This window comes from Morganella morganii, assembly GCF_041099235.1.
Lineage (GTDB): Bacteria > Pseudomonadota > Gammaproteobacteria > Enterobacterales > Enterobacteriaceae > Morganella > Morganella morganii_E.
Genome location: NZ_JBFZSO010000001.1, coordinates 256,368 through 280,366, shown reverse-complemented (window position 1 = coordinate 280,366; position 23,999 = coordinate 256,368). Strand labels below are relative to the sequence as shown.

The following is a 23,999-nucleotide window of genomic DNA, read 5'->3' as shown; positions in this document are numbered from 1 at the left end:
AACTAATTATCACCTTCACTGAGTGAGGCTTTGTTATGAAAAAAATTGGTGATGTCACCAGTACCGCCGATAAAAACGGCGAGTGGACAAACGGCAACGTGGCCGCCGGTATCGCACCGACAATTCTGGAAGCGGGCTGGCTTAACTCCGTCCAGCGGGAAATTCTTGGTGTGCTGATTGAAGCTGGTATTTCACAGGATAAAAATAATGATAACCAGCTGAAGGAAGCGATCAAAAAAATAATCTCCAGCTGGAACTACGCCACGCTTGAAGACCTGAAGAAATATCTCGCCAAAGACCAGAACGGCGCAGACATCCCAAATAAAGAGACCTTTATCAAAAACCTTGGTTTACCGGAAAAATATCAGCCGAAAGGTGATTATCAACCAGCAGGTGATTACGCATTGCAAAGTGAGGTGAATAAAAAACGCAGTCTTGATAATAATTCATTTCCTGATATTTCGTATCAAAATAAAGACTACCCGAATGACAGGATTTGGTTTTATCGTTCAGTGTCAGGTGGTTCAGGCGTAGCCAGAACAAAAGACGGTGTTGTTGGATACAACAATTTCAGGGAGGGAAAAACTGGGGATGTGGCTCATACAGATGAACTGTTCGGTGCCGGACAGCGGTGGGTGAATGTTACTGCATCACGGCAGCAGGGGGTTGTTTATACCAACACAACACCAAAAACTATTTTTATTGCAATAAGCCACATTCACTCAAACAAAGCGAATGGCGAATATGTTGGTTTTGGTTTTGGGGTTGACGGGGAAGTACTTTACTCCGCTACCGCGACAAATAACATGTGGATGGAGGCGCTATCGGTGCCAGTCCAGCCAGGCGGGGAGTATGTCTTTAATGCCGACCCTACTCAAATAAATTACAAAAAATGGATGGAATTTCGCCCATGAACTACTACAAAGATAAATCAGGCACTGTTTATGCATACGATATTGAACAAATGGCTGTGATTGACAGAATAAATGAGCCTGATTTTGATAATGAAAAAGAGCAGGTTCCGGCTATTTTCTTTGAAATTAACGAGAAAATTAAAGGTATGCACAAAATGACAGCCAAAGAGGTTGATGCACACATCAACCCGCCGGTAACTAAAGAGCAACTGACTGCAGAGGCAGAGGCCAAAAAGCAGGCACTGATTGCGGAGGCCAGCCAGAAAACCCAACTCTGGCAGACTCAGCTTATGCTCGGCATCATCACGGAAGAAGATAAAGCCAGCCTTAAAGAATGGATGCTGTACGTGCAGGAGGTTCAGGCGGTAGATCCATCCCTCGGGGCTGCTGTGGTATGGCCTACACCTCCGGCTTCACCGGCCAGATAATATCCGGGGCGGTGGATACGTCCACCGCTTCCAGTTCGTCCAGATAGTCCAGCCAGGCGATTAACAGCGCCTTTTCATCATCTTTGATGCGGCCAAGTGCCAACTTTGTCCGAAGCATTTCTGTTTCGGAGGTGACTTCCGCAATCAATATTTGCTTTTCAGCCTCTGCCAGCTCAACCAACTGTTCTTTTGTCGGCGGTGGGTTGGCTATACTCATCGCATCATCTTTGCTGATTTCAGTCCATCCGTATTTTATCTCGCTCTCCCAGCTATCTTCATTCATCGGCATGATATCCAGGCAAAAAACATTATCATCCGCATCTTTAAAAAATTTCTGACCTATAATCTGAGTATTCATTGTGTTGTCAGCTCCGACCATTGAAATATAGTACTACCTTCCACAGACACCTTATAACTTGATTTATCCGGAATAACCGCAGAAACAAAAGCCTGAGCGCCAGAGCCAGACACCCGGTTTGATGATATAACAAGACCATCACATTCAAGCGTGATTCCCGCCACACCACTTCCTGTTAGTCGCTCTGTTCTTACGTTAACTTCGATAGACCTGTTTTTATTGTTTGGGTATGCCACTCCCGCGCTCCTGGCGAAAGTCACATCTCGCCATGACTGCCCCATGCCGAGCGGTTTTTGTTTATCGAGTGCGTCACTTACCGCTTTTTCGCTTGGTATCGTATCCGTGCCACTGCCCAGAGATTGTTTAAGCCCGGAAATTTTATCTGTTGGTATCTCGCCCTTCGTCATTTTTCCGGTTTTATCAAACGAGACAATTGCCACGCCGCCATCAGTAAGATATGAACCAAATGCACCATCATTAAAAACAACAATTCTGTATGTTTTGTTGGGTGAATATATAACTGTGTATTCATTTGGCAGATAACGAAAAAATTCAGATGATGCGAATGCTTTTGTCGCACCATCTTGACTGATCACTGATATTTTTGATGATCCAGCCACCTGAACCACATCACTTTTTGCCGCTTCTCCCAAACCAAGGTTTCCGGGAATGCAGCCATAACCGGATAAATCCGTAATAATCCCGTCATTACAGTAAACATGAGGGAAAACAATGGCGGTCATCGGTTATATCCGCGTATCAACAACTGACCAAAACAGCGATTTACAGCGAAATGCGCTCATCAGCATAAATTGCGACCAGATTTTTGAGGACAAAATGAGCGGTAAAACCGCCGTCAGGCCGGGACTGAAACGGGCATTAAAGGCCATTCAGCCGGGCGATACACTGGCAGTGTGGAAACTGGACAGGCTCGGGCGCAGTGTCAAAAACCTGATAGCGCTGATATCTGATCTGCACGAACGCGGCGCACACTTCCGATCACTGACGGACAGTATCGACACCAGTACGGCTATGGGGCGCTTTTTCTTTCACGTCATGTCAGCACTGGCAGAAATGGAACGCGAACTGATAGTAGAGCGGACATTAGCAGGGCTGGCCGCAGCGAGAGCACAGGGCAGAGTCGGCGGAAGACCAGCGGCACTGACACAGAATGACCGGGAGCAAATCGGCCGTCTGCTGGATAAAGGGCATTCACGGCAGCAGATGGCGATTATTTATGGTGTGGGGGTATCGACAATTTACCGGTATTTTCCTGCCACAATGTAAATAAACAAAGCCGCGCTGGTGGACGTCCGGTGTGACTATTTTTCTGTATTACGATTGCTCATCAAAAGCATGATGTCACTGTACTCTGAGGAAAGGTAATCACTCAGTAATTCATTTACAGAGACATTAAGTACATGAGCAATCATTATAACCGTGTTTATGGTCATTGGCGTTTGCCCGGATTCATAACGCGATACCTGCTGCTGTGAGACACCAATCTTTATGGCAAGGTCATTCCCGGACATTCCGGCAGATATTCGCGCGTCTTTAATTTTACAACCTATGTTGATGTCCACGCTGTTTTTTGTATTCGTCATTGTTAGAGAGATCAGATAGATAATTTTTTTTATTATAATCTCCTTTTCTGAAATATGTAACAAAATATGAATTCAATAGTGTTATTTATCAAAATAATCTACATCATCAGAGGCGCCTTCCATTTCAGGCACCCAACTGCCATCCTCAAAAATCTCCTGCACTATCTCTTTTATTTTTTTACTATCTTTATCATTTTTCCCGCCGGTTACTGACATTGCCGCATTGGTTCCCCACACAATACGAATGTTCATATCCTGATACTGAGCCCGTAGCTTTCGGTCAATTTCCTTTTCCAGTGCTTCAAATGTGCCTGGTGGTACCATCTCTTTTTGGTTGTTGCTGAAAATAACTTCAATATGTAGCATGTGAGCACCTCTTAATTTACTGGTTAAATATACAGTTCCAATTTAGATTTGTAACCGGTAGATGTCAAGAGTAGTCACCAGCAATCACTAGACATGTGTACATAATGATGCTCATAATCATATTTTTTGTTGATATTCTATTATGTATAACATTGATAAATAATGTATTTTCTCCGATCATGCTCATTCTGGTGGCGGATAATAATCCGCTGCTGCGGCCCCAGGAGTGCCTCACTGCTGATAACCGTGATTTTATCTGTTGCTGTATTTTTATATCCGGCAAGTCCGGATATCACAGAATTCTGATTATTTTCAGTCATATGATTTTATTTGATATCAATTCGTATTCGCAAATTATTATCAGCAGCTGACGAAACCGGTTCAAGTGATTTTTTCCGGGAGAGTGAATTTACACGGAAAAAGTGAGCGGCATCTCAACTATATGGGGGAGGAATGATAACTGCGGGTGATGAATAAACAGGATGCGGGCGCATCCTGTTTCATAACAAGGGAATAGATTCAGCTGAAACGGGCATCCGCCGCGTCAGCCAGAATATCCAGCATGGTGACGGTATCTGCCCAGCTCAGGCACGGATCGGTAATTGACTGCCCGTAAACCGGCGCTTTGTGATTCACCAGTTTTTGTGTGCCTTCCTGAATAAAGCTTTCGGCCATAACACCGGCGATAGCCCGCGAACCATCTTTAATCTGCTGTGCGACATCTTTGGCGACATCCAGCTGACGGCGGTGGATTTTCTGACAGTTGCCGTGGCTGAAATCAATCACCAGATGTTCCGGCAGATCAAACTGGCGCAGCTGATCACAGGCGTGAGCAATATCACCGGCAGCATAGTTCGGTGTTTTGCCGCCGCGCATAATAATGTGCCCGAACGGGTTGCCTTTGGTCTGGTAAATGGTCATCTGCCCGTCTTTATCCGGTGACAGGAACATATGACCGGCCTGTGCGGCGCGGATGGCATCAATCGCAATTTTGATATTACCGTCAGTCCCGTTTTTGAAGCCGACAGGGCAGGAGAGCGCGGAGGCCATTTCACGGTGGATCTGGCTTTCCGTGGTCCGGGCACCGATGGCCCCCCAGCTGATGAGATCAGCAATATACTGCCCGGTGACCATATCGAGAAACTCGGTGGCTGTCGGGACATTCAGTGCGTTAACGTCGATCAGCAGTTTGCGCGCCAGCCGGATACCTTCATTGACCTGGCAGGAGTTATCCAGGCGCGGATCTGAAATCAGCCCCTTCCAGCCGACCACGGTACGCGGTTTTTCAAAATAGGTGCGCATCACGATTTCAAGGCGTGAGCTGTATTTCGGCAGCAGTTCGCTCAGGCGCTGAGCGTAATCCAGCGCGGCAATCGGGTCATGCACGGAGCAGGGGCCGACAATCACCAGCAGACGCGGGTCATCACCGGTTAAAATACGTTCAATACGGGTTCGTGATGTGGTGACATTCTTATTAATTGCTTCTGTGGCCGGAAACTCACCGGCCAGCGCGGACGGGGTGATCAGTTTGTCTATCGCCCGTGTGCGCAGTTCATCCGTTTTTTCCATAGATTAGTGCTGTCTCTGAATTCGGTCAGTTGCTGTGTTAAACCACAGTGATACCGATCACAATAAACGAAAACGTGATGATTACAAGGTACAATTGCAGAAAGTGGATCACCGGGGGAATGTGATCCACTTAACCGTTTCCGCTGTCAGAACATACGGCGGTTTAATCCCAGAGAATCGATGATTTTTGTCGATATCTCTTCCACCGAATAGTTGGTGGTATTGAGGTAGCTGATTTTGTGTTTACGGTACAGCGCTTCCACCTCTGCCAGCTCCATCCGGCACTGGCGGATTGAGGCGTAGCGGCTGTTTTCGCGGCGCTCTTCGCGGATAGCGGCAAGACGTTCAGGATCAATGGTCAGACCGAATAACTTATTATTATACGGCTTCAGGGCAGCAGGCAGCTGCAGGTTATCCATATCATCTGCGGTAAACGGATAGTTGGCGGCCTGGATACCGAACTGCATGGCCAGATACAGGCTGGTCGGGGTTTTACCGCAACGGGAAACGCCGAGCAGAATGACCTGCGCCTGATCCATATTGCGCAGGGAGACACCGTCATCATGTGCCAGTGCGAAATCAATGGCCGCGATACGGGCATCATACTGGCTCAGATTGCGCTTGGATAAGCCGTGGGTCCGGTTGAATATCGGCTGCGGATCCATCTGAATCTCTTTCTGAATCGGCGCGACCAGGGTTTGCACTATGTCCTGGCAGCAGCCCTGGCTGCCGGTAATGGCTTCGCGCACGTCCTGACAGATAATGGAGTAGAACACCAGAGGGCGTAACCCGGTGGTTTCAAAAATGGTATCGATTTTTTGTCTGATTTCCAGCGCGCGCTCGACAGTTGCCACGAAAGGCAGGGTGTAAGAGATAATATCAATAGGGAACTGTGACAATACAGCATGACCTAATACTTCCGCCGTAATTGCCGTTCCGTCAGAAATAAAGAAGACACTCCGTGTTTCTTTATTTTGTGTATCAGAAGATGAGCCGGTTGTGATAGACATGTTATTTATTTTCCTATGTTTTTTGCTGAATCGATAATCCGGAGCAACGGCACAAATAAATTAAAACATGATTATAAAGGATAAAAAAATATTGTAATCGGGTTGATCGATTCACCTGTCTATATTCTTACAAACATTGTGATAATCTGTTTCTGATGCTCAGCAGAGCCCGTATTTCCGATTTTACCTTCTTTTGAATGTTAAAAGGATTGCTTGCAATGTCCAACAATGGTCAAACCCCGTGTAATGTACTTTGGTATAACCAGTTAGGTATGAATGACGTACCCCGTGTCGGTGGTAAAAATGCGTCTTTAGGCGAAATGATAACCAATCTTTCCGGATTAGGCGTGTCTGTTCCCAATGGTTTTGCCACCACGGCACAGGCCTTCAATGACTTTCTTGAGCAAAGTGGCGTCAACCAGCGCATTTATGAGCTGCTGGATAAAACGGATGTTGACGATGTCAACCAGCTGGCGAAAGCCGGTGCACAGATCCGCGCATGGGTAATTGATACCCCGTTCTCCGCGGAATTTGAGCAGGATATCCGTCACGCGTATGAGCAGCTGTCTGAAGGCGAGAAAGGCGCATCTTTTGCTGTGCGTTCTTCCGCAACGGCTGAGGATATGCCGGATGCCTCCTTCGCGGGACAGCAGGAAACCTTCTTAAACGTGCAGGGCATTGATGCGATCATGGTCGCCATCAAGCACGTATTTGCTTCATTATTTAATGACCGTGCGATTTCTTACCGCGTGCATCAGGGCTATGACCACCGTGGTGTTGCACTGTCTGCCGGTGTTCAGCGCATGGTGCGTTCTGACCTCGCGTCTTCCGGCGTGATGTTCACTATCGATACTGAGTCCGGTTTTGACCAGGTTGTCTTTATCACATCCGCTTACGGGCTGGGTGAGATGGTGGTGCAGGGCGCGGTAAACCCGGATGAGTTTTATGTCCACAAACCAACCCTGGAAAAAGGCCGTCCGGCCATTGTCCGCCGCACCATGGGTTCCAAGAAAATCCAGATGGTTTATGCGGATGACACCAGCCACGGCAAACAGGTGCGTATTGAGGATGTGGATGCAGAAAAATGCAAACGTTTCTCACTGACCGACAGCGAAGTGGAAGAACTGGCAAAACAGGCTGTTACCATTGAAAAACACTACGGTCGTCCGATGGACATCGAGTGGGCGAAAGACGGTAACAACGGCAAACTGTATATCGTTCAGGCGCGTCCGGAAACTGTTCGTTCTAACCAGCAGGTGATGGAACGTTATCAGCTGAACGGCCAGAGTAATGTGCTGGTTGAAGGCCGTGCAATCGGTCACCGTATCGGTGCCGGTGTGGTCAAAGTTATCCATGACCTGAGCCAGATGGATCGTATTCAGCCGGGTGATGTATTAGTCACTGATATGACTGACCCGGACTGGGAACCGATCATGAAGAAAGCGGCAGCGATTGTTACCAACCGCGGCGGCCGTACCTGTCATGCAGCAATCATTGCCCGTGAGCTGGGGATCCCGGCGGTGGTTGGTTGCGGTGATGCCACCGAACTCCTGAAAGAAGGCCAGGAAGTGACTGTTTCCTGTTCTGAAGGGGATACCGGTTACGTCTACGGCGGCAAACTGGATTTTGATATCCACTCTTCTGAAATCGATAAAATGCCGGAAGTGGGCACCAAAATCATGATGAACGTCGGTAACCCTGACCGTGCATTTGACTTTGCCTGCCTGCCGCATGAAGGTGTCGGCCTGGCACGTCTGGAATTTATCATCAACCGTATGATTGGTGTGCACCCGCGTGCACTGCTGGAATTTGATCAGCAGACTCCGGAATTACAGGCTGAAATCCGCAGCATGATGCAGGGCTACGATGATCCGGTTGAATTCTATATCGGCCGTCTGGTTGAAGGGATTGCCACTATTGCTGCGGCGTTCTATCCGAAGAAAGTGATTGTCCGTCTGTCTGACTTTAAATCCAACGAATATGCCAACCTGGTCGGCGGGGATATCTACGAACCGCATGAAGAGAACCCGATGCTGGGCTTCCGTGGTGCAGGCCGTTATGTGCATGATGATTTCCGTGATTGTTTCGCGCTGGAATGTGAAGCAGTAAAACGTGTGCGTAATGATATGGATCTGACTAACGTCGAAGTGATGATCCCGTTTGTCCGTACTGTGGCACAGGCAGAAGCCGTGGTGAATGAACTGGCGGTTCATGGTCTGAAACGCGGCGAAAATGGCCTGCGCCTGATCATGATGTGTGAAATCCCGTCAAACGCACTGCTGGCAGACCAGTTCCTCGAATATTTTGACGGCTTCTCTATCGGCTCTAACGACATGACACAGCTGACACTGGGTCTGGATCGCGATTCCGGTGTGGTTTCCACTCTGTTTGACGAGCGTAACGATGCAGTGAAAGCGCTGCTGTCGATGGCTATCAAAGCGGCGAAAGCACGTAACAAATATGTGGGAATCTGTGGTCAGGGACCATCCGACCACCAGGATTTCGCTGCCTGGCTGATGGAGCAGGGAATCGACAGTGTTTCTCTTAATCCGGATACTGTAGTGAAAACCTGGATTTCATTAGCAGAAAATCACTGATTCAATCATTTAAAATGATTAAAAGCCCGGATTATTTCGGGCTTTTTTTTATCATTCGGTGTTAGAATGTCTGTGAGCACTTAAGGCAAATCAAAATAAAACCAAATCAGATATCCTGAATTTCAGGCAAAAAAAAGCCTATCATGGGCTGACAGGCAAAGACTACACACAGCAATATTTGTATTCGGAAGGTATCATTGTAATGAATAACAATACCTTTTAATTCGTTACTTGATGGCTGATATATTAAAATAATTAAGATATGCCTGCATTAAGAATTGTCTCAATATATATATTTACTGATTGTTAGATAAGTGAAATATATTCAGAACCTCTGTCCGTATCCGGAATAAGTCCGGTGTGGTTCTCGCAATCTATATTAATATTTCAAATTATTAATGCTATTTATGAACCATAATTGAATAATTAATTAAATATATCAGAGGTGCATTTCTGCACCTCTGATTAAAAACTTATTCTTTTTCTGAGAGTTGTTCTTCCATATAAGCGCGAACCTCGGTCAGGTCATCTGACGGCTTCGGCACATCATTCATCCACGCCTTCAGCAGTGTGTAGGATACCGCCAGCACGACAGGGCCGATAAAGAGCCCGATCATTCCGAGCGATAACATCCCGCCGATAACACCGGTCAGAATCAGTACCATCGGTAAATCCGCCCCCATTTTGATGAGGTACGGGCGCAGTACGCCATCCATGGTGGCAACAATACCGGCCCAGACAATCATGACGACAGCCCAGGTGGTATCTCCGGTCCAGAACAGATAAATGATGGACGGGATCATAATCAGCAGCGGGCCGAGTTGTGCCACACAGCAGATAAAAATAAGCACCGTCAGGATAGCGGCAAACGGCACACCGGCCAGCCCCAGCCCCAGGCCGCCGATAATTGCCTGTGTCAGTGCGGTGACCACCACACCCAGTGCCACGGCGCGTACAGACATCGCTGCCAGCAGTACGGCGGCATCACCGCGCATGCCGGCGAGACGCAGAGCAAAGTGACGGAAGCCGCGCATCGCTTCTTCGCCCTGGAGATAGAGCAGCGCACTGAACAGCAGCATAATCGCCAGATGGAACAGGAATTTACCGGCGCTCAGTAACTGAGTCAGGAACCAGGCCGCGCCCTGTCCGAGATAAGGCTGGATTTTGGCCATCATCGCGTTGCCGCCGCTGGCGACCAGGGTTGTCCAGCTGGCAAACAGTTTCGGCCCGATAACCGGGATTGAGTCAAGCCAGTAGAGCTCCGGCAGTGTCAGTTGCCCCGGGGATTTGACCCAGCGCATCAGAGGCTCACTGTTTTCGACGATACTGTTGATAAGCAATGCCAGCGGAAAGACAAACAACAGAATAATCAGCATGACCATAATGGATGCGGCTATCCAGCGGCTGTTGCGGACACGGCGGCGGATAGCGGTATAAACCGGCCAGGTGGCAATGACTATCATACCCGCCCAGACAAAGCCGGGAAGAAACGGACTTAATACCCAAAAACTAATGACAATGAGAATTGATATCGCTCCGACGGCGAATATTAGTTTAGGTAAATCATAACCCGGTTGCGATTTTTCCACGGATAAGTTTCCCTTTGTAAATGAATTAACTGGTTGTTCCCGATAAAGGAGCGCAAATATTGCGTTATTTTATTGCAGGCGCAAAATGAATACATTGTGTGTTAAGGTGAATATTCTCGCATGAATCATGCATCAGAATGAAGAGTTAACCACATAATTATATTGTCAGATTTGCAATGTGACCATTTATGATAAAAGAGCCGCAGATAATGATCCCACGATTAACGCAATCCCCACAGGTAAGCCCGGCGGTTGAACGTTATATTCACGCCCTCAATGAAAGCGGATTTACCGGCGATACCACCACCCGCTATGGCGACCGGCTGACACTCGCGACCGACAACAGTATTTATCAGCTTCTGCCGCAGGCAATCGTTTTCCCGCGTTCGACCGCTGATGTGATTCTGGTGATGCGCCTTGCCGCACAGGATGAATTCCGATCTGTTACCTTTACCCCGCGCGGCGGCGGTACGGGCACTAATGGTCAGTCGCTGAATAACGGGGTGGTGATCGATTTATCCCGCTATATGAACCGCATTCTTGAAATTAACCCTGAGCAGGGCTGGGTGCGGGCGGAAGCGGGCGTGATTAAAGATCAGCTCAATGCGTATCTGAAACCTTATGGCTATTTTTTCGCACCGGAGTTATCCACCTCCAACCGGGCGACCCTCGGCGGAATGATTAATACTGATGCTTCCGGCCAGGGCTCACTGGTGTACGGCAAAACCTCTGATCATGTGCTGGGACTGCGTTCGGTACTGCTTAACGGTGATCTGCTGGATACCGCGCCGCTGCCGGTCAGTGAGGCCCGGCGCTGTGCGCAGGAGGAAAGTACTGCGGGAGAACTTTACCGAACCACACTGGAAAGCTGCGAAACTCACCGGCAGACCATTCTGGACAGCTTTCCGAAGCTCAACCGCTTTCTGACCGGCTATGATCTGCGCCATGTCTTCAGTGATGATATGCAGACCTTTGACCTGACCCGCATCCTGACCGGCTCGGAAGGCACACTGGCGGTGATCACTGAGGCAAAACTCAACATCACGCCGCTCCCTGAAGTGCGCCGCCTGGTGAATGTCAAATATGATGCATTTGACTCTGCGCTGCGCAATGCGCCGTTTATGGTGGCGGCTCAGGCGCTGTCAGTGGAAACCGTGGATTCAAAAGTGCTGAATCTGGCGCGGGAAGATATCGTCTGGCATTCCGTCAGTGAACTGATCACGGATGTGCCGGATAAAACCCTGCTGGGATTAAATATCGTTGAATTTTGTGGTGATGATGAAGCGCTTATCGACGGACAGGTTGCGTCGCTGTGTGAACGCCTGGATTCATTAATGGCAAATAATGAAGCGGGTGTGATTGGCTATCAGGTCTGCCGTGAACTGAGTGGTATTGAGCGTATTTATGCAATGCGCAAAAAAGCGGTAGGCTTGCTCGGTAACAGTAAAGGGGCGGCAAAACCGATCCCGTTTGTGGAAGATACCTGTGTGCCGCCGGAACATCTGGCGGATTACATCACTGAGTTCCGCGCGCTGCTGGACAGCCATCATCTGGAATACGGCATGTTCGGCCATGTGGATGCGGGTGTTCTGCACGTGCGTCCGGCGCTGGATATGTGCTCTCCGGAACAGGAAATACTGATGAAGCGGATTTCCGATGATATCGTTGCGCTGACCGCCAAATACGGCGGGCTGCTGTGGGGTGAGCACGGTAAAGGGTTCCGGGCGCAGTACAGTGAGGCTTTTTTCGGTGACACGCTGTATCGCGAACTGCGCCGGATAAAAGGGGCATTTGACCCGGAAAACCGGCTTAATCCCGGCAAAATCTGTGCGCCGTTAACCAGTGACGCACCAATGATGCAGGTGGATGCTATTAAGCGCGGCACCTATGACAGAACGATCCCCGTTGAGGTCAGAAATACCTTTTCCGGTGCGATGAACTGTAACGGCAACGGCCTGTGTTTTAATTTTGATGTCAAAAGTCCGATGTGCCCATCAATGAAAGTGACGCAATCGCGCTTTCATTCACCGAAAGGCCGTGCCGGACTGGTGAGAGAGTGGCTGCGGCTGCTGGCAGAGCAGGGCACGGACCCGGCGCTGTTATCACAGGCTGTACCGCAGAGCCGGATTTCTCTGCGCGGACTGATTGAAAAAATCGGCAATACGTGGCGGGCATCCCGCGGGGAATATGATTTCTCCCATGAAGTGAAGGAATCGATGTCCGGTTGTCTGGCCTGCAAAGCCTGCTCCACACAATGCCCGATAAAAATTGATGTGCCGGAATTCCGTGCCCGTTTTCTGGCACTGTATCACGGGCGCTATCTGCGCCCGATGCGTGACCATCTGGTGGCCAATGTGGAAACCGGCGCGCCGCTGATGGCGAAAGCACCAAAGGTGTTTAACTTTTTCCTGAAACAGCCGTGGGTGCAGAAACTCAGTGAAAAAACAGTGGGTATGACCGATTTACCGCTGCTGTCGTCACCGTCACTGAAACAACAGCTGGCAGGCAGTAACGCCGTTTCTGTCACACTGGAAATGCTGGAAAGCATGAGTGAGGAACAGCGCCGGGCCGGACGTTATCTCTTTATCGTTCAGGATCCGTTCACCAGCTATTTTGACGCAAAAGTGGTGGCTGATTTTGCCGCGCTGGCGAAAAAGCTTGGTTTTCAGCCGGTGCTGCTGCCGTTCAGCCCGAACGGAAAAGCGCAGCATATTAAAGGTTTTCTTTCCCGGTTTGCCCGCACGGCAAACAAAACAGCGGATTTCCTCAACCGGGTGGCGCGGCTCGGTTGCCCGATGGCGGGTGTCGATCCGGCGCTGGTGCTCTGTTACCGTGATGAATACAAAACCGTTCTGCCACCGGAGAAACAGCAGTTTCGCGTGATGTTAGTCCATGAATTTCTGACGGAATATACGGATTTATTACCGGTGAAAGATGTCCGTGAGGATACTCCCCCCTGGTATCTGTTCAGTCACTGTACCGAGGCGACTGCGCTGCCGGACAGTGTGAAAATCTGGCAGAATCTGTTCCGCCGTTTTGGCGCAACATTGCAATCGGTCAGCACCGGCTGCTGTGGTATGGCGGGGACTTACGGCCATGAGATGCCGAACCTGGCGCGTTCGAAAGGGATTTATCAGCTTTCCTGGGCACAGCCGTACCAGTCGCTGCCGTCAGAGCGCTGCCTGACCACCGGGTACTCCTGCCGCAGCCAGGTAAAGCGGATGGAAGGTAACGTGATGCTGCACCCGTTGCAGGCGCTGCTGACACTGGTATCCTGACAGCGGGATAAAACACGACGCGGAGAGCTTATTAATGATATGGAAACGACCTGCAACACCGGCAGAACTGAATCGCATCTCGGAAGGCAATATGCTCAGTCATCTGGGCATTCTGTTTACGGCGGTGGAGCCGGAACAACTGATTGCCTCAATGCCGGTTGATGACCGGACCAAACAGCCGCACGGGCTGCTTCACGGCGGGGCATCGGTGGTACTGGCGGAAAGTCTCGGCTCAGTGGCCGGTTATCTGTGCAGTGAAGGGGATGAAACCGTGGTCGGTGTTGAGATTAACGCCAACCATGTGCGTGCGGTGCGCAGTGGTGTTGTCACCGGTTATTGTAAGGCGGTACATCTGGGGCGTAACCAGCAGGTCTGGTCTATTGAGATTTTTGATGAACAGCAGCGGTTATGCTGTATTTCACGTCTGACCACTGCAATTCTGCGCGGGTCAAAAAACTAACATCTGAGCAACATATCAGCCGGTATTGCGTGAATTCCGCCCGGAATTTCCGTGTACCGGCACTTCTCTGCAAAAGTCGTATTTATAATGATCCTTTTGTGCCATTGATACTGTACTACCCGGTACGGTAATAAGCATTTATCATTGATAAATAATCTCTTTTATAAACAAAAGATTAATTCATTTTCCGCTCAAAAATGATAACGCCTGCCTGACATGGTTGTCTATTATTTAATCAATAATCGGAATATCCTTTCAAAGCAAGTGGTTGAAGTGAGAAATATTATCATTAACATGATGTTTACGGAGAGCTCCCGTCGAATTTTATGAGGTCAATAATGACAACACACAGCACCAACCCGGTGGAAACCTTTTCACTGAATGATAATGACTGGACAGGTATCACACTGACAGCGGCCGCTGCAAAACAGATTGTGACACTGATGAAGAACACCCCGGACAGTATCGGGCTTTGCCTGAGTGTCAAACAATCCGGTTGTGCCGGGTTTGGTTACGTTTTTGAAATGATTACTCAGGCAGAGGCAGAGGATATGCTGTTTGAGCGCGACGGCGCCCGGCTGTATGTTCCGCGCAAAGCCATGCCGTTTATCGACGGCACCGAAGTGGATTTTGTCCGTGAAGGGCTGAATCAGATATTTAAATTCAATAATCCGAAAGCTCAGCATGCCTGCGGGTGTGGTGAAAGCTTCGGGGTTTAAGAGCGAAGCCATATTATGTCTCAGAGCAATGCAGAGATTGGTGAAGACGTTCAGACCTGGCTGAATGACGGGCGCTATAAAGAGGGCTTCTTCACGAACGTCGCCACGGACGAACTGGCGAAAGGGATCAATGAAAATGTGATCCGCGCCATTTCCGCCAAACGAAATGAACCGGAGTGGATGCTCAATTTCCGGCTGGAGGCTTTTCAGCACTGGCTGGGGATGGAAGAGCCGCACTGGCTGAAGGCGAAGTATCCGCAGCTGGATTATCAGGATTACAGCTATTACTCCGCGCCGTCATGCGGCTCGTGTGATGATACCTGCGGCTCACAGCCGGGGGCGGTGCAAAGCCCGGCAGGCAATTTCCTGACCAGTGAGGTGGAAGAAGCCTTTGAAAAACTCGGCGTACCGGTCCGCGAAGGGCAGGCGGTGGCAGTCGATGCGATTTTTGACTCCGTATCCGTCTCAACCACTTACCGTGATGAGCTGAAAAAACACGGTGTGATTTTCTGCTCATTCGGGGAAGCGATTCACGACTATCCGGAACTGGTGCAGAAATACCTCGGTACCGTGGTATCCAATCACGATAACTTTTTTGCCGCGCTTAACTCGGCGGTTGCCTCTGACGGCACCTTTGTCTATGTCCCGAAAGGGGTGCGCTGCCCGATGGAGTTATCCACCTATTTCCGCATTAACGCGGCCAAAACCGGCCAGTTTGAACGCACCATTCTGATTGCGGATGAAGGCAGTTACGTCAGCTATATTGAAGGCTGCTCCGCACCGGTGCGTGATACTTATCAGCTGCATGCGGCGGTTGTGGAAGTGATCATCCATAAAGATGCGGAAGTGAAGTATTCCACTGTTCAGAACTGGTTCTCCGGCGGTGACAGCGAAGGCGGGATCCTCAACTTTGTCACCAAGCGGGCACTGTGTGAGGGCGAAAACGCCAAAATGTCGTGGACACAGTCTGAAACCGGCTCAGCTATCACCTGGAAATACCCGAGTGTGATCCTCAAAGGGGATAACTCTGTCGGTGAATTCTTCTCTGTTGCCCTGACCAACGGCACACAGCAGGCGGATACCGGTACCAAGATGATCCACATCGGCCGCAATACCAAATCTACCATTATCTCGAAAGGGATTTCCGCCGGGAAAAGCCAGAACAGCTACCGGGGACTGGTGAAGATACTGCCGGGCGCGGAAAACGCCCGTAACTTTACCCAGTGTGACTCGATGCTTATCGGCACAGAGTGCGGCGCGCACACTTTCCCGTATGTGGAAGTGATGAATAACAGTGCGCAACTGGAGCATGAGGCCACCACTTCGCGTATCGGTGAAGACCAGCTGTTTTACTGCTTACAGCGCGGGATCAGCGAAGATGACGCCATCTCAATGATTGTAAACGGTTTTTGTAAAGACGTGTTCTCTGAGCTGCCGCTGGAATTTGCCGTGGAAGCACAGAAACTGCTGGCGATAAGCCTGGAACACAGTGTCGGTTAATCCATCAGAATCAGCGCCTGCGGGATAACCGGCGGGACGGAGTAGTACATTATGTTAAGCGTAAAAGATTTACATGTCAGCGTGGAAGGTAACGAAATCCTCAAAGGGTTATCACTGGACGTGAAACCGGGGGAAATCCACGCCATTATGGGGCCGAACGGCTCCGGTAAAAGTACCCTGTCTGCCACACTGGCCGGCCGGGAAGAGTATGAAATTGACAGCGGATCCGTCACTTTTAAAGGTAAAGACCTGCTGGAGCTGGCACCGGAAGATCGTGCCGGTGAAGGCATTTTCCTCGCCTTTCAGTACCCGGTGGAAATTCCCGGGGTAAGTAACCAGTTCTTCCTGCAAACCGCAGTCAATGCAGTGCGCGAATATCGTGGTGAAGAGGCGCTGGACCGCTTTGATTTCGCTGATTTTATCGAAGATAAAATTGAGCTGCTGAATATGCCGCAGGATCTTCTGACACGTGCGGTGAACGTCGGGTTCTCCGGCGGTGAGAAAAAGCGTAACGATATCCTGCAGATGGCTGCCCTTGAGCCGTCACTCTGCATTCTCGATGAAACGGATTCCGGACTGGATATCGATGCCCTGAAAACCGTGGCTAACGGCGTGAATCAGCTGCGCAGCCCGGAGCGTGCCTTTATTATTGTCACTCACTATCAGCGCATCCTGGATTATGTGAAGCCTGACTTTGTTCATGTGCTGTATCAGGGCAAAATTATCAAATCCGGTGATTTCTCACTGGCGAAAAAACTGGAGGAGCAGGGATATGGCTGGCTTATTGACCAACAGTGAACGTGCGCTGAAACGCCGTGAGGTCAGTGAGCGCAACCTGGCTGCCATGGGCCGGATAGAGCAGCTTATCGCGCAGCATCCGCTCTCCGGACACGCGGCGCAGCACTGGCAGCAGGCACAAAAAACCGGCTTCCCGGTGTTTCATCAGGAGGATTGGCACTATACCTCACTGGATACGCTGCTGACGGCGGATTATCAGCAGCAGACCGGCACACTGAATGCGTTACCGGACGCGGTGCTGACCTCGCTGAATGCCTGCCGGGTGGTGCTGGTGGATGGCGTGTTTGCCCCGCAGTGGAGTGATACGGATTTGGGGGTGTTTGAATTGTCAGTCGCTGACAGTCACCGCGAATTTCCTGAGCCGGTTAACGGTGAGATTTTCCTGCATCTGACAGAAAGCCTGGCGCAGTCACCGCTGATGATCCGTGTGAAAGCGGGTGCGCAGGCGGAAAAACCCCTGTATATCGTCAATATTTCAACGGCACATAATGATGCACTGAATATGCGTCACAGCCGTTATCACCTCGATATCGGCGCGAACGCGGCTGTATCGGTGATTGAGCACTTTATCAGTCCGGATGAGCAATCAGCGCATTTCACCGGTGCCCGGATGACTGCCGCTATTGGTGAAAACAGTGACTTCCGCCATCTGAAACTGGGGTTTGAAAATCCGCAGGCGTATCATTTTGCCCATAATGACCTGGTTATCTCAGCACACGCCCGTGTGGAAAGCACCAGTTTCCTGTTCGGCGGTAAACTGACCCGGCATCACACCAGCACACAGCTTAACGGCGAAGGTATTGTGCTGGCCATGAACAGCCTGGTATTGCCGAAACACGGCGAAATCGCTGATACCCGCACGTACCTGGAACATAACAAAGGGTATTGTGAAAGCCGCCAGCGTCATAAAACTATCGTGATGGATAACAGCCGTGCGGTATTTAACGGCATGATCAAAGTGGCACCGCATGCACTGAAAACAGACGGCCAGATGACCAACAATAACCTGTTGCTGGGACGGAAAGCGGAAATCGATACCAAACCACAACTGGAAATTTATGCCGATGATGTTAAATGCAGCCACGGTGCGACGGTCGGACGGATCGATGAGGAGCAGTTGTTTTATCTGCGCACACGCGGGATCGCGGAAAAAGCCGCGAAGCAGATGATCATCCTTGCGTTTGCTGCAGAACTGACGGATGCGATCAGCGATGAAGTCCTGAATAACGTGGTGATGGCGCGTATCCGTCAGTCGCTGGATCAGGGGGATAAACAGTAATGAGTTATTCAGCACAACAGCGGCGGGCTGACTTCCCGGTGCTGGCCGGGGAGGTGAACGGCAAACCCCTGGTCTACCTCGACAGTGCTGCCAGCGCCCAGAAACCGCAGCAGGTGATTGATGCGGTGAGTGATTTTACGGCTCACCATTACGCCGCGGTTCACCGCGGCATTCACACATTAAGCGCAGAGGCAACAGCGGCTACGGAAGCGGTGCGGCAGAAAGCGGCGGCGTTTATTAACGCGCCGCAGACGGAAGAGATTATCTTTGTCAAAGGCACCACGGAGGCTATCAATCTGGTGGCGGACAGTTTTGGCCGCGCGTTCTGTAACGATGGTGACAATATCGTTATCACGGAGATGGAACATCACGCCAATATTGTGCCCTGGTATATGCTGGCAGAGAGTGCGGGGATTGAAATCCGTGTATTGCCGATGGCGGATGACGGCACCCTGGTGCTGAGCAAACTGCCGGCGCTGATCGATAGCCGCACCCGTCTGCTGAGCTTTACCCATCTTTCTAATGTGCTCGGCACCGTGAACCCGGTGAAAGCGATTATTGCACAGGCGCGTGAACTGAGCCGTGCCGCCGGAGGGGAACTGGCGGTGCTGGTGGACGGTGCCCAGGGCGCAATGCATCAGCCGGTGGATGTGCAGGCGCTGGATTGTGATTTCTATGCATTCTCCGGCCATAAGCTGTACGGGCCGACCGGCATCGGTATTTTGTGGGGACGCAAATCTCTGCTGGATAACATGCCGCCCCGCGAAGGCGGCGGTGCGATGATCGCAGAGGTCAGCCTGACAAACGGCATTACCTATGCGGATGTGCCGTGGCGTTTTGAGGCGGGAACACCCAATATCCAGGGCATTATCGGCCTGGGAGCTGCGCTGGATTACCTGAATAACATCGGGATGGCGGAGATTGCCGCGTATGAGCACACACTCATGCAGTATGCACTGACCCGGCTGGCAGAGGTGCCCGGTATTGTTTTATACGGCAATGCACAGCGGGAAGGGGTGATCGCCTTTAACCTCGGAGCGCACCATGCTTTTGATACCGGTGCCTTTCTGGATCGCTACGGCGTGGCTGTCCGCACCGGCCATCATTGTGCACAGCCGCTGCTGGCGCACTATGGTGTCAGTGCCATGTGCCGTGCCTCACTGGCGCTCTACACCACGGAAGCTGATATTGATATACTGACGGACGCACTGAAACGTACCGCAAAACTGCTGGGTTAAGGATCCTGATGAAAATTACGCTGCCGGATCAGGCAAAATTACTGCGCAATTTTTCCCGTTGCCATGACTGGGAGGAGCGTTATCTGTATCTGATTGAGCTGGGAGAGAAATTACCGGTGCTGACTGAGGAGCAGCGGCAGCCGCAGTATAAAATATCGGGTTGCCAGAGTCAGGTTTGGATCATCCTGCAGCAGGATGAGGAAGGGCGGGTCTGGTTCGCCGGTGACAGCGATGCCGCGATTGTCAAAGGCCTGGTGGCCCTGGTTATCGCGCTGTATCAGGGAAAAACGCCGGCGGAAATCCATGATCTGGATATCGCGCAAATCTTCTCGGAACTGGCGCTTTCTGTCCATCTGACCCCGTCCCGTACTCAGGGACTGAACGCCATGGTCAGAACAATCATACAAAACACGCAGCAAATGAGATAAAACATCGTTCCCTTTTACTTACTCTGCTAATAATATATTACCTGGCGTGGCCGGAAAGCGGCCACGTATTTTTTTATACCATCAGCTGAGGATCTGGAATGAAACGAATTCTCCCGTTGCTGGGCGGGCTGTTGTTAGCGGTTACTGCGTTAACAGCCCGGGCAACCGAATATCAACTCCCTGCGGATAAGGGCCGGGTCATCGGTGAAAACGTCACCTATGTTGTGCCGGATGACGGACGCTCACTGGAAGCGATTGCCGCCGAATACGGTATCGGCCTGCTGGCGATGCTGGAAGCTAACCCGGGGACGGATCCGTATCTGCCGAAACCCGGCAGCGAACTGATTATCCCGTCACAACTGATCCTGCCGGACACTCCGCATCAGGGTATTGTGATTAACCTGGCGGAACTGCGTCTGTTCTATTACCCGCAGGGCACCAATACCGTGCGGGTCTATCCGATTGGTATCGGTCAGCTGGGGCGTGATACCCCGGTCATGACCACCTCAGTTTCCCAGCTGATCAAAGATCCGACCTGGACACCAACCACAAATATCCGCAAAGCCTATGCGGCTCAGGGGATCACCTTACCTGCCGTTATCCCGGCCGGTCCGGAAAACCCGATGGGGCTGTTTGCTCTGCGTCTGGCGCACGGTCGCGGTGAATACCTGATCCACGGCACCAATGCGGACTTTGGTATCGGTATGCGTGTCAGCTCCGGTTGTATCCGTCTGCGTCCGCATGATATCGAAGCGCTGTTTAAAACCATTCCGAAAGGTACCCGGGTTCAGATCGTGAATGAGCCGGTGAAATATGCCATTGAACCGGATGGTCAGCGTTATGTGGAAGTGCATCAGCCGCTGTCCCGTAATAAGAATGACGATCCGCAGACTATGCCGATTGCGCGTTCAGCCGGGCTGACAAGCTTTATTCAGTCTCCGGACACCAACAGTGCTATCGTTGAGCAGGCGATTGCACGCCGCTCCGGTATGCCGGTCAATGTCAGCCGTGATGCACAGTATAAGCAGGAAGCGGTACCGGCAGAGAAAACCAACTTTGCACCGGTGGAAATGGACGAAGAAGCGGAAGTGAAAGCACTGAACCTGAAACCGGCCGATTTTGCACCGGGTCAGTTAACCCAGCCGGGTCCGATTGTCCGTGAGGAAAACACTGCGGAGTAATATCGCTCTTACGCTGTGACAGATGAAAACCGCTTCCGTTGTGAGGCGGTTTTTTTATCCCCGGCATAAATCTCAGGCATAAAAAAATGGCGTAACATAATTTATGCTACGCCACCTGTTCTTCAGATCGTGATTACAAATTATTTTTTGTAAGAACGAACCTGGTTGTCTAAGCGCTGGTTAGCGCGTGCTGCTTCGTCTTTAGCCTGCTGAACATCAGCGCGGATTGCGTTAACGTCGTTGCTCAGTTGATCAACTTTGGCATTCAGCGTCTTAACGTCGTTGTCCAGTTGGTCAAATTTAGCGTTAGAAGAACAACCTGCTAATAATGCAGAAGCTAAAACTACAGCACCTAATACAATCTTAGAACGACCCATTTTAATACCCTCTAGATTAAAGTTAATCACCAAGTAGCAGTAATGATATTACACATTTCAATAAGGAAAGAGAATAGAAATTCAGCGTTTACAAAGATTATTTTCCTGAAACCGCAAAATAAATCAAAAAAAAACGGCAATTGCGTAATTCTCAACCAAATAATCTGATGCGGGGTCTGATAAGACAGCGCAGTATCATCCCGTATTCAGAAAGCGACAATTATTCTGCGGCCCGTTGCTTCATTTCATATTCCTCTACAGTTTAGAATAAAAAAAGCACCCGTGCAGCGGGTGCTCTCATTAATTCAGATAATGCTGAAAAATATTACAGTAATTGTACGGATGAGGTATTGGTGGTGCCGCTTGGCACTAATGCACCGGAGACCATCACCACGATTTCACCGTTGGTGGCCAGACCGCTTTCCAGCGCCGCTTCACGGCCGATACGGTAGAAATCATCAGTTGATAAGATTTCGCTGACCAGTTTGGTGGTCACGCCTTTCACCAGCAGTAACTGACGGGCAGTGGTTTCGTTGGTGGTCAGGGCCAGAATCGGGGCTTTCGGGAAGTATTTGCGGACAGATTTCGCGGATTTACCACCGGCGGTTGCCACCACAATCAGCGGGGCATCCAGGTTTTCTGACATTTCAACCGCACCACGGCAGACTGCTTCAGTCACACGCAGTTTTTTACCGGCCTGTAAATCGCCGAGACGGCTGTGCATCACGCGGTCAGTGCGCTCACAGATAGTCGCCATAATGCTGACAGCTTCAACCGGATATTTCCCTTTCGCACTTTCACCGGACAGCATAACCGCATCGGTACCATCGAGGATGGCGTTGGCAACGTCACCGGCTTCCGCACGGGTAGGGCGCGGGTTTTTGATCATGGAGTCAAGCATCTGAGTTGCAGTAATGACCACTTTACGGGCGGTATTACATTTTTCGATCATCAGTTTCTGCGCGAAAATCACTTCTTCAACCGGAATTTCCACACCCAGGTCACCACGGGCAACCATGATACCGTCAGAGGCTTCGAGGATTTCGTCGAAGTTATTCATCCCTTCCTGGTTTTCAATCTTGGAGATGATCTGGATATGTTCGCCGCCGTTGGCTTTGAGGTGAGCGCGGATTTCGTCCACATCGGAACGTTTACGGATAAAGGAAGCGGCAACGAAGTCAACATTCTGCTCGCAACCGAAAATCAGATCCTGTTTGTCTTTCTCTGCCAGGGCCGGGAGGCCGATAGACACATTCGGCAGGTTAACCCCTTTGTTTTCGCCGAGGTCACCGTTATTCAGAACTTCACAGATAACCTCTGTTGCGGTGGTCTCTTTGACACGCATGCCGATCAGGCCGTCATCGACCAGAACGATATTGCCCGGTTTCAGATCCTGAGCGAAGCCCGCATAAGTGACGGCAACACGCTCATTGTTACCGATGACAGATTTATCCGTGGTAAAGGTAAAGGTTTGACCCGCCACCAGTGCGACATCATTGCCGCCTTCCAGTTTGATGGTACGGATTTCAGGGCCTTTGGTATCCAGCAAAATGGCTGCTTTCTTACCGGTACGCGCACAGACAGCACGCAGATTTTTGATGCGCTGACCATGTTCTTCGTAATTGCCGTGGGAGAAGTTCAGACGCATAACATTCATGCCGGCATCTAACAGTGCTTCGAGTTTCTCTTCTGATTCGGTTTTAGGTCCGATAGTACAAACAATTTTGGTCTTTTTCATGACAGCCCATCTACAGTTATTGAGAGTAAATAGTGAACAACTGCCTGTATTCACACCGCATGAGTAAGAATAGGCAATTGTCGGGATCCCCGGTTATTAAAATTAGTCGTTTTTGTAAAAAAACAGATTCAGTATAGCGTGTTTTTTATCACGCCTCTCTGTTTCAGTGCTTGTAAATCAGCAAGCTGAATCCATTCAACAACTATGCAGGCATTATAGAGGGTTATTAGTGTGATTTGAATCATAAAATCAGAAATAAATTAACATTCTTGCGGTAACGCAAGAAATCAGCCGTATTAATACGCAGAAGTACCATGAAAACAGAAGAGGGTAACTGACTGAAAACCGGATGAATTGAAAAGGGAGGTAAAACGAAACTGCTGAGAAATGGTGCGTCCAAGTGGACTCGAACCACCGACCCCCACCATGTCAAGGTGGTGCTCTAACCAACTGAGCTATGGACGCACTGTGTGAAAATTGCTTTGCGAAGTAAATGGTGCGTCCAAGTGGACTCGAACCACCGACCCCCACCATGTCAAGGTGGTGCTCTAACCAACTGAGCTATGGA

The 23,999-nt window shown here is 50.2% G+C and carries 22 protein-coding genes and 1 tRNA gene; 13 read left to right on the top strand and 10 right to left on the bottom strand.

The window, feature by feature from the left end; all coding sequences use genetic code 11:
* Positions 1 to 35: 35 nt before the first annotated feature.
* Both AB7038_RS01390 and AB7038_RS01385 read left to right on the top strand, forming a co-directional pair.
* Positions 36 to 914: a hypothetical protein gene (locus AB7038_RS01390; protein WP_369452635.1), complete on the top strand. Its 879-nt coding sequence runs from the start codon at positions 36 to 38 to the stop codon at positions 912 to 914.
* Entirely contained in the window at positions 893 to 1,342 is a 450-nt protein-coding gene (locus tag AB7038_RS01385; RefSeq protein WP_369452634.1) for a tail fiber assembly protein, read from the top strand. Before AB7038_RS01390 ends, AB7038_RS01385 begins: the two co-directional genes overlap by 22 nt.
* On the opposite strand, the gene AB7038_RS01380 is transcribed toward AB7038_RS01385, so the two are convergent.
* Together AB7038_RS01380 and AB7038_RS01375 are read right to left on the bottom strand one after the other, a co-directional pair.
* On the bottom strand, positions 1,314 to 1,700 hold the full coding sequence (locus AB7038_RS01380) for a tail fiber assembly protein (RefSeq protein ID WP_229064371.1): 387 nt from the start codon (positions 1,698 to 1,700) through the stop codon (positions 1,314 to 1,316). The two genes, AB7038_RS01385 and AB7038_RS01380, sit on opposite strands and share 29 nt — an antisense overlap.
* Entirely contained in the window at positions 1,697 to 2,443 is a 747-nt protein-coding gene (locus AB7038_RS01375; RefSeq protein WP_195432540.1) for a hypothetical protein, read from the bottom strand. Before AB7038_RS01375 ends, AB7038_RS01380 begins: the two co-directional genes overlap by 4 nt.
* Between AB7038_RS01375 and AB7038_RS01370 the strand changes: the two genes are divergently transcribed.
* A complete protein-coding gene (locus AB7038_RS01370) occupies positions 2,433 to 2,987 on the top strand; it encodes a recombinase family protein (RefSeq protein ID WP_195432541.1) in 555 nt (184 codons plus the stop codon). The genes AB7038_RS01375 and AB7038_RS01370 overlap by 11 nt on opposite strands.
* Positions 2,988 to 3,022: 35 nt before the next feature.
* On the opposite strand, the gene AB7038_RS01365 is transcribed toward AB7038_RS01370, so the two are convergent.
* The 4 genes from AB7038_RS01365 to ppsR all read right to left on the bottom strand — a co-directional run bounded on the left by AB7038_RS01365 (position 3,023) and on the right by ppsR (position 6,249).
* Positions 3,023 to 3,304: a helix-turn-helix domain-containing protein gene (locus AB7038_RS01365; protein WP_051456193.1), complete on the bottom strand. Its 282-nt coding sequence runs from the start codon at positions 3,302 to 3,304 to the stop codon at positions 3,023 to 3,025.
* Positions 3,305 to 3,385: 81 nt separating this feature from the next.
* Positions 3,386 to 3,670, bottom strand: coding sequence for a DinI-like family protein (locus tag AB7038_RS01360; RefSeq protein ID WP_195432542.1), 285 nt, complete (start codon positions 3,668 to 3,670; stop codon positions 3,386 to 3,388).
* 519 nt (positions 3,671 to 4,189) lie between these two features.
* Positions 4,190 to 5,239, bottom strand: coding sequence for a 3-deoxy-7-phosphoheptulonate synthase (locus tag AB7038_RS01355; RefSeq protein ID WP_032098088.1), 1,050 nt, complete (start codon positions 5,237 to 5,239; stop codon positions 4,190 to 4,192).
* A 146-nt stretch (positions 5,240 to 5,385) separates the two neighbouring features.
* Positions 5,386 to 6,249, bottom strand: coding sequence for a posphoenolpyruvate synthetase regulatory kinase/phosphorylase PpsR (ppsR, locus tag AB7038_RS01350; protein ID WP_369452633.1), 864 nt, complete (start codon positions 6,247 to 6,249; stop codon positions 5,386 to 5,388).
* A 218-nt stretch (positions 6,250 to 6,467) separates the two neighbouring features.
* Here ppsR and ppsA point away from each other — a divergent pair, with 218 nt between their 5' ends.
* Positions 6,468 to 8,846, top strand: coding sequence for a phosphoenolpyruvate synthase (gene ppsA, locus AB7038_RS01345; RefSeq protein WP_004239083.1), 2,379 nt, complete (start codon positions 6,468 to 6,470; stop codon positions 8,844 to 8,846).
* 473 nt (positions 8,847 to 9,319) lie between these two features.
* On the opposite strand, the gene ydiK is transcribed toward ppsA, so the two are convergent.
* Entirely contained in the window at positions 9,320 to 10,435 is a 1,116-nt protein-coding gene (gene ydiK, locus AB7038_RS01340) for an AI-2E family transporter YdiK (protein WP_072868395.1), read from the bottom strand.
* 209 nt (positions 10,436 to 10,644) lie between these two features.
* Between ydiK and ydiJ the strand changes: the two genes are divergently transcribed.
* From ydiJ to AB7038_RS01295, 9 genes are all read left to right on the top strand, one after another.
* Positions 10,645 to 13,713, top strand: a complete 3,069-nt coding sequence (ydiJ, locus tag AB7038_RS01335; protein ID WP_369452632.1) for a D-2-hydroxyglutarate dehydrogenase YdiJ — start codon at positions 10,645 to 10,647, stop codon at positions 13,711 to 13,713.
* Between the two features lie 34 nt (positions 13,714 to 13,747).
* Positions 13,748 to 14,173, top strand: coding sequence for a hotdog fold thioesterase (locus tag AB7038_RS01330; protein WP_369452631.1), 426 nt, complete (start codon positions 13,748 to 13,750; stop codon positions 14,171 to 14,173).
* 338 nt (positions 14,174 to 14,511) lie between these two features.
* Complete coding sequence (sufA, locus tag AB7038_RS01325) at positions 14,512 to 14,892, top strand: Fe-S cluster assembly scaffold SufA (RefSeq protein ID WP_368889219.1); 381 nt, start codon at positions 14,512 to 14,514, stop codon at positions 14,890 to 14,892.
* A 15-nt stretch (positions 14,893 to 14,907) separates the two neighbouring features.
* On the top strand, positions 14,908 to 16,392 hold the full coding sequence (gene sufB, locus AB7038_RS01320) for a Fe-S cluster assembly protein SufB (protein ID WP_369452630.1): 1,485 nt from the start codon (positions 14,908 to 14,910) through the stop codon (positions 16,390 to 16,392).
* Positions 16,393 to 16,443: 51 nt separating this feature from the next.
* Positions 16,444 to 17,190, top strand: a complete 747-nt coding sequence (gene sufC / locus AB7038_RS01315; RefSeq protein ID WP_004235432.1) for a Fe-S cluster assembly ATPase SufC — start codon at positions 16,444 to 16,446, stop codon at positions 17,188 to 17,190.
* A complete protein-coding gene (sufD, locus tag AB7038_RS01310; RefSeq protein WP_369452629.1) occupies positions 17,165 to 18,469 on the top strand; it encodes a Fe-S cluster assembly protein SufD in 1,305 nt (434 codons plus the stop codon). Before sufC ends, sufD begins: the two co-directional genes overlap by 26 nt.
* Positions 18,469 to 19,707: a cysteine desulfurase SufS gene (sufS, locus tag AB7038_RS01305; protein ID WP_369452628.1), complete on the top strand. Its 1,239-nt coding sequence runs from the start codon at positions 18,469 to 18,471 to the stop codon at positions 19,705 to 19,707. The genes sufD and sufS overlap by 1 nt, the downstream gene beginning before the upstream one ends.
* Positions 19,708 to 19,715: 8 nt before the next feature.
* A complete protein-coding gene (sufE, locus tag AB7038_RS01300) occupies positions 19,716 to 20,135 on the top strand; it encodes a cysteine desulfuration protein SufE (RefSeq protein ID WP_368889224.1) in 420 nt (139 codons plus the stop codon).
* A gap of 98 nt (positions 20,136 to 20,233) precedes the next feature.
* A complete protein-coding gene (locus tag AB7038_RS01295) occupies positions 20,234 to 21,316 on the top strand; it encodes a L,D-transpeptidase family protein (protein WP_369452627.1) in 1,083 nt (360 codons plus the stop codon).
* Between the two features lie 140 nt (positions 21,317 to 21,456).
* Here AB7038_RS01295 and AB7038_RS01290 read toward each other — a convergent pair whose 3' ends face one another.
* The 3 genes from AB7038_RS01290 to AB7038_RS01280 all read right to left on the bottom strand — a co-directional run bounded on the left by AB7038_RS01290 (position 21,457) and on the right by AB7038_RS01280 (position 23,896).
* The gene (locus tag AB7038_RS01290; RefSeq protein WP_004239093.1) at positions 21,457 to 21,693 is read right to left on the bottom strand and encodes a major outer membrane lipoprotein; all 237 of its coding nucleotides are present in this window, start codon (positions 21,691 to 21,693) and stop codon (positions 21,457 to 21,459) included.
* A 325-nt stretch (positions 21,694 to 22,018) separates the two neighbouring features.
* Complete coding sequence (gene pykF, locus AB7038_RS01285) at positions 22,019 to 23,431, bottom strand: pyruvate kinase PykF (protein ID WP_072868378.1); 1,413 nt, start codon at positions 23,429 to 23,431, stop codon at positions 22,019 to 22,021.
* 388 nt (positions 23,432 to 23,819) lie between these two features.
* Positions 23,820 to 23,896: transfer RNA gene (locus tag AB7038_RS01280), tRNA-Val, on the bottom strand.
* Positions 23,897 to 23,999 lie beyond the last annotated feature (103 nt).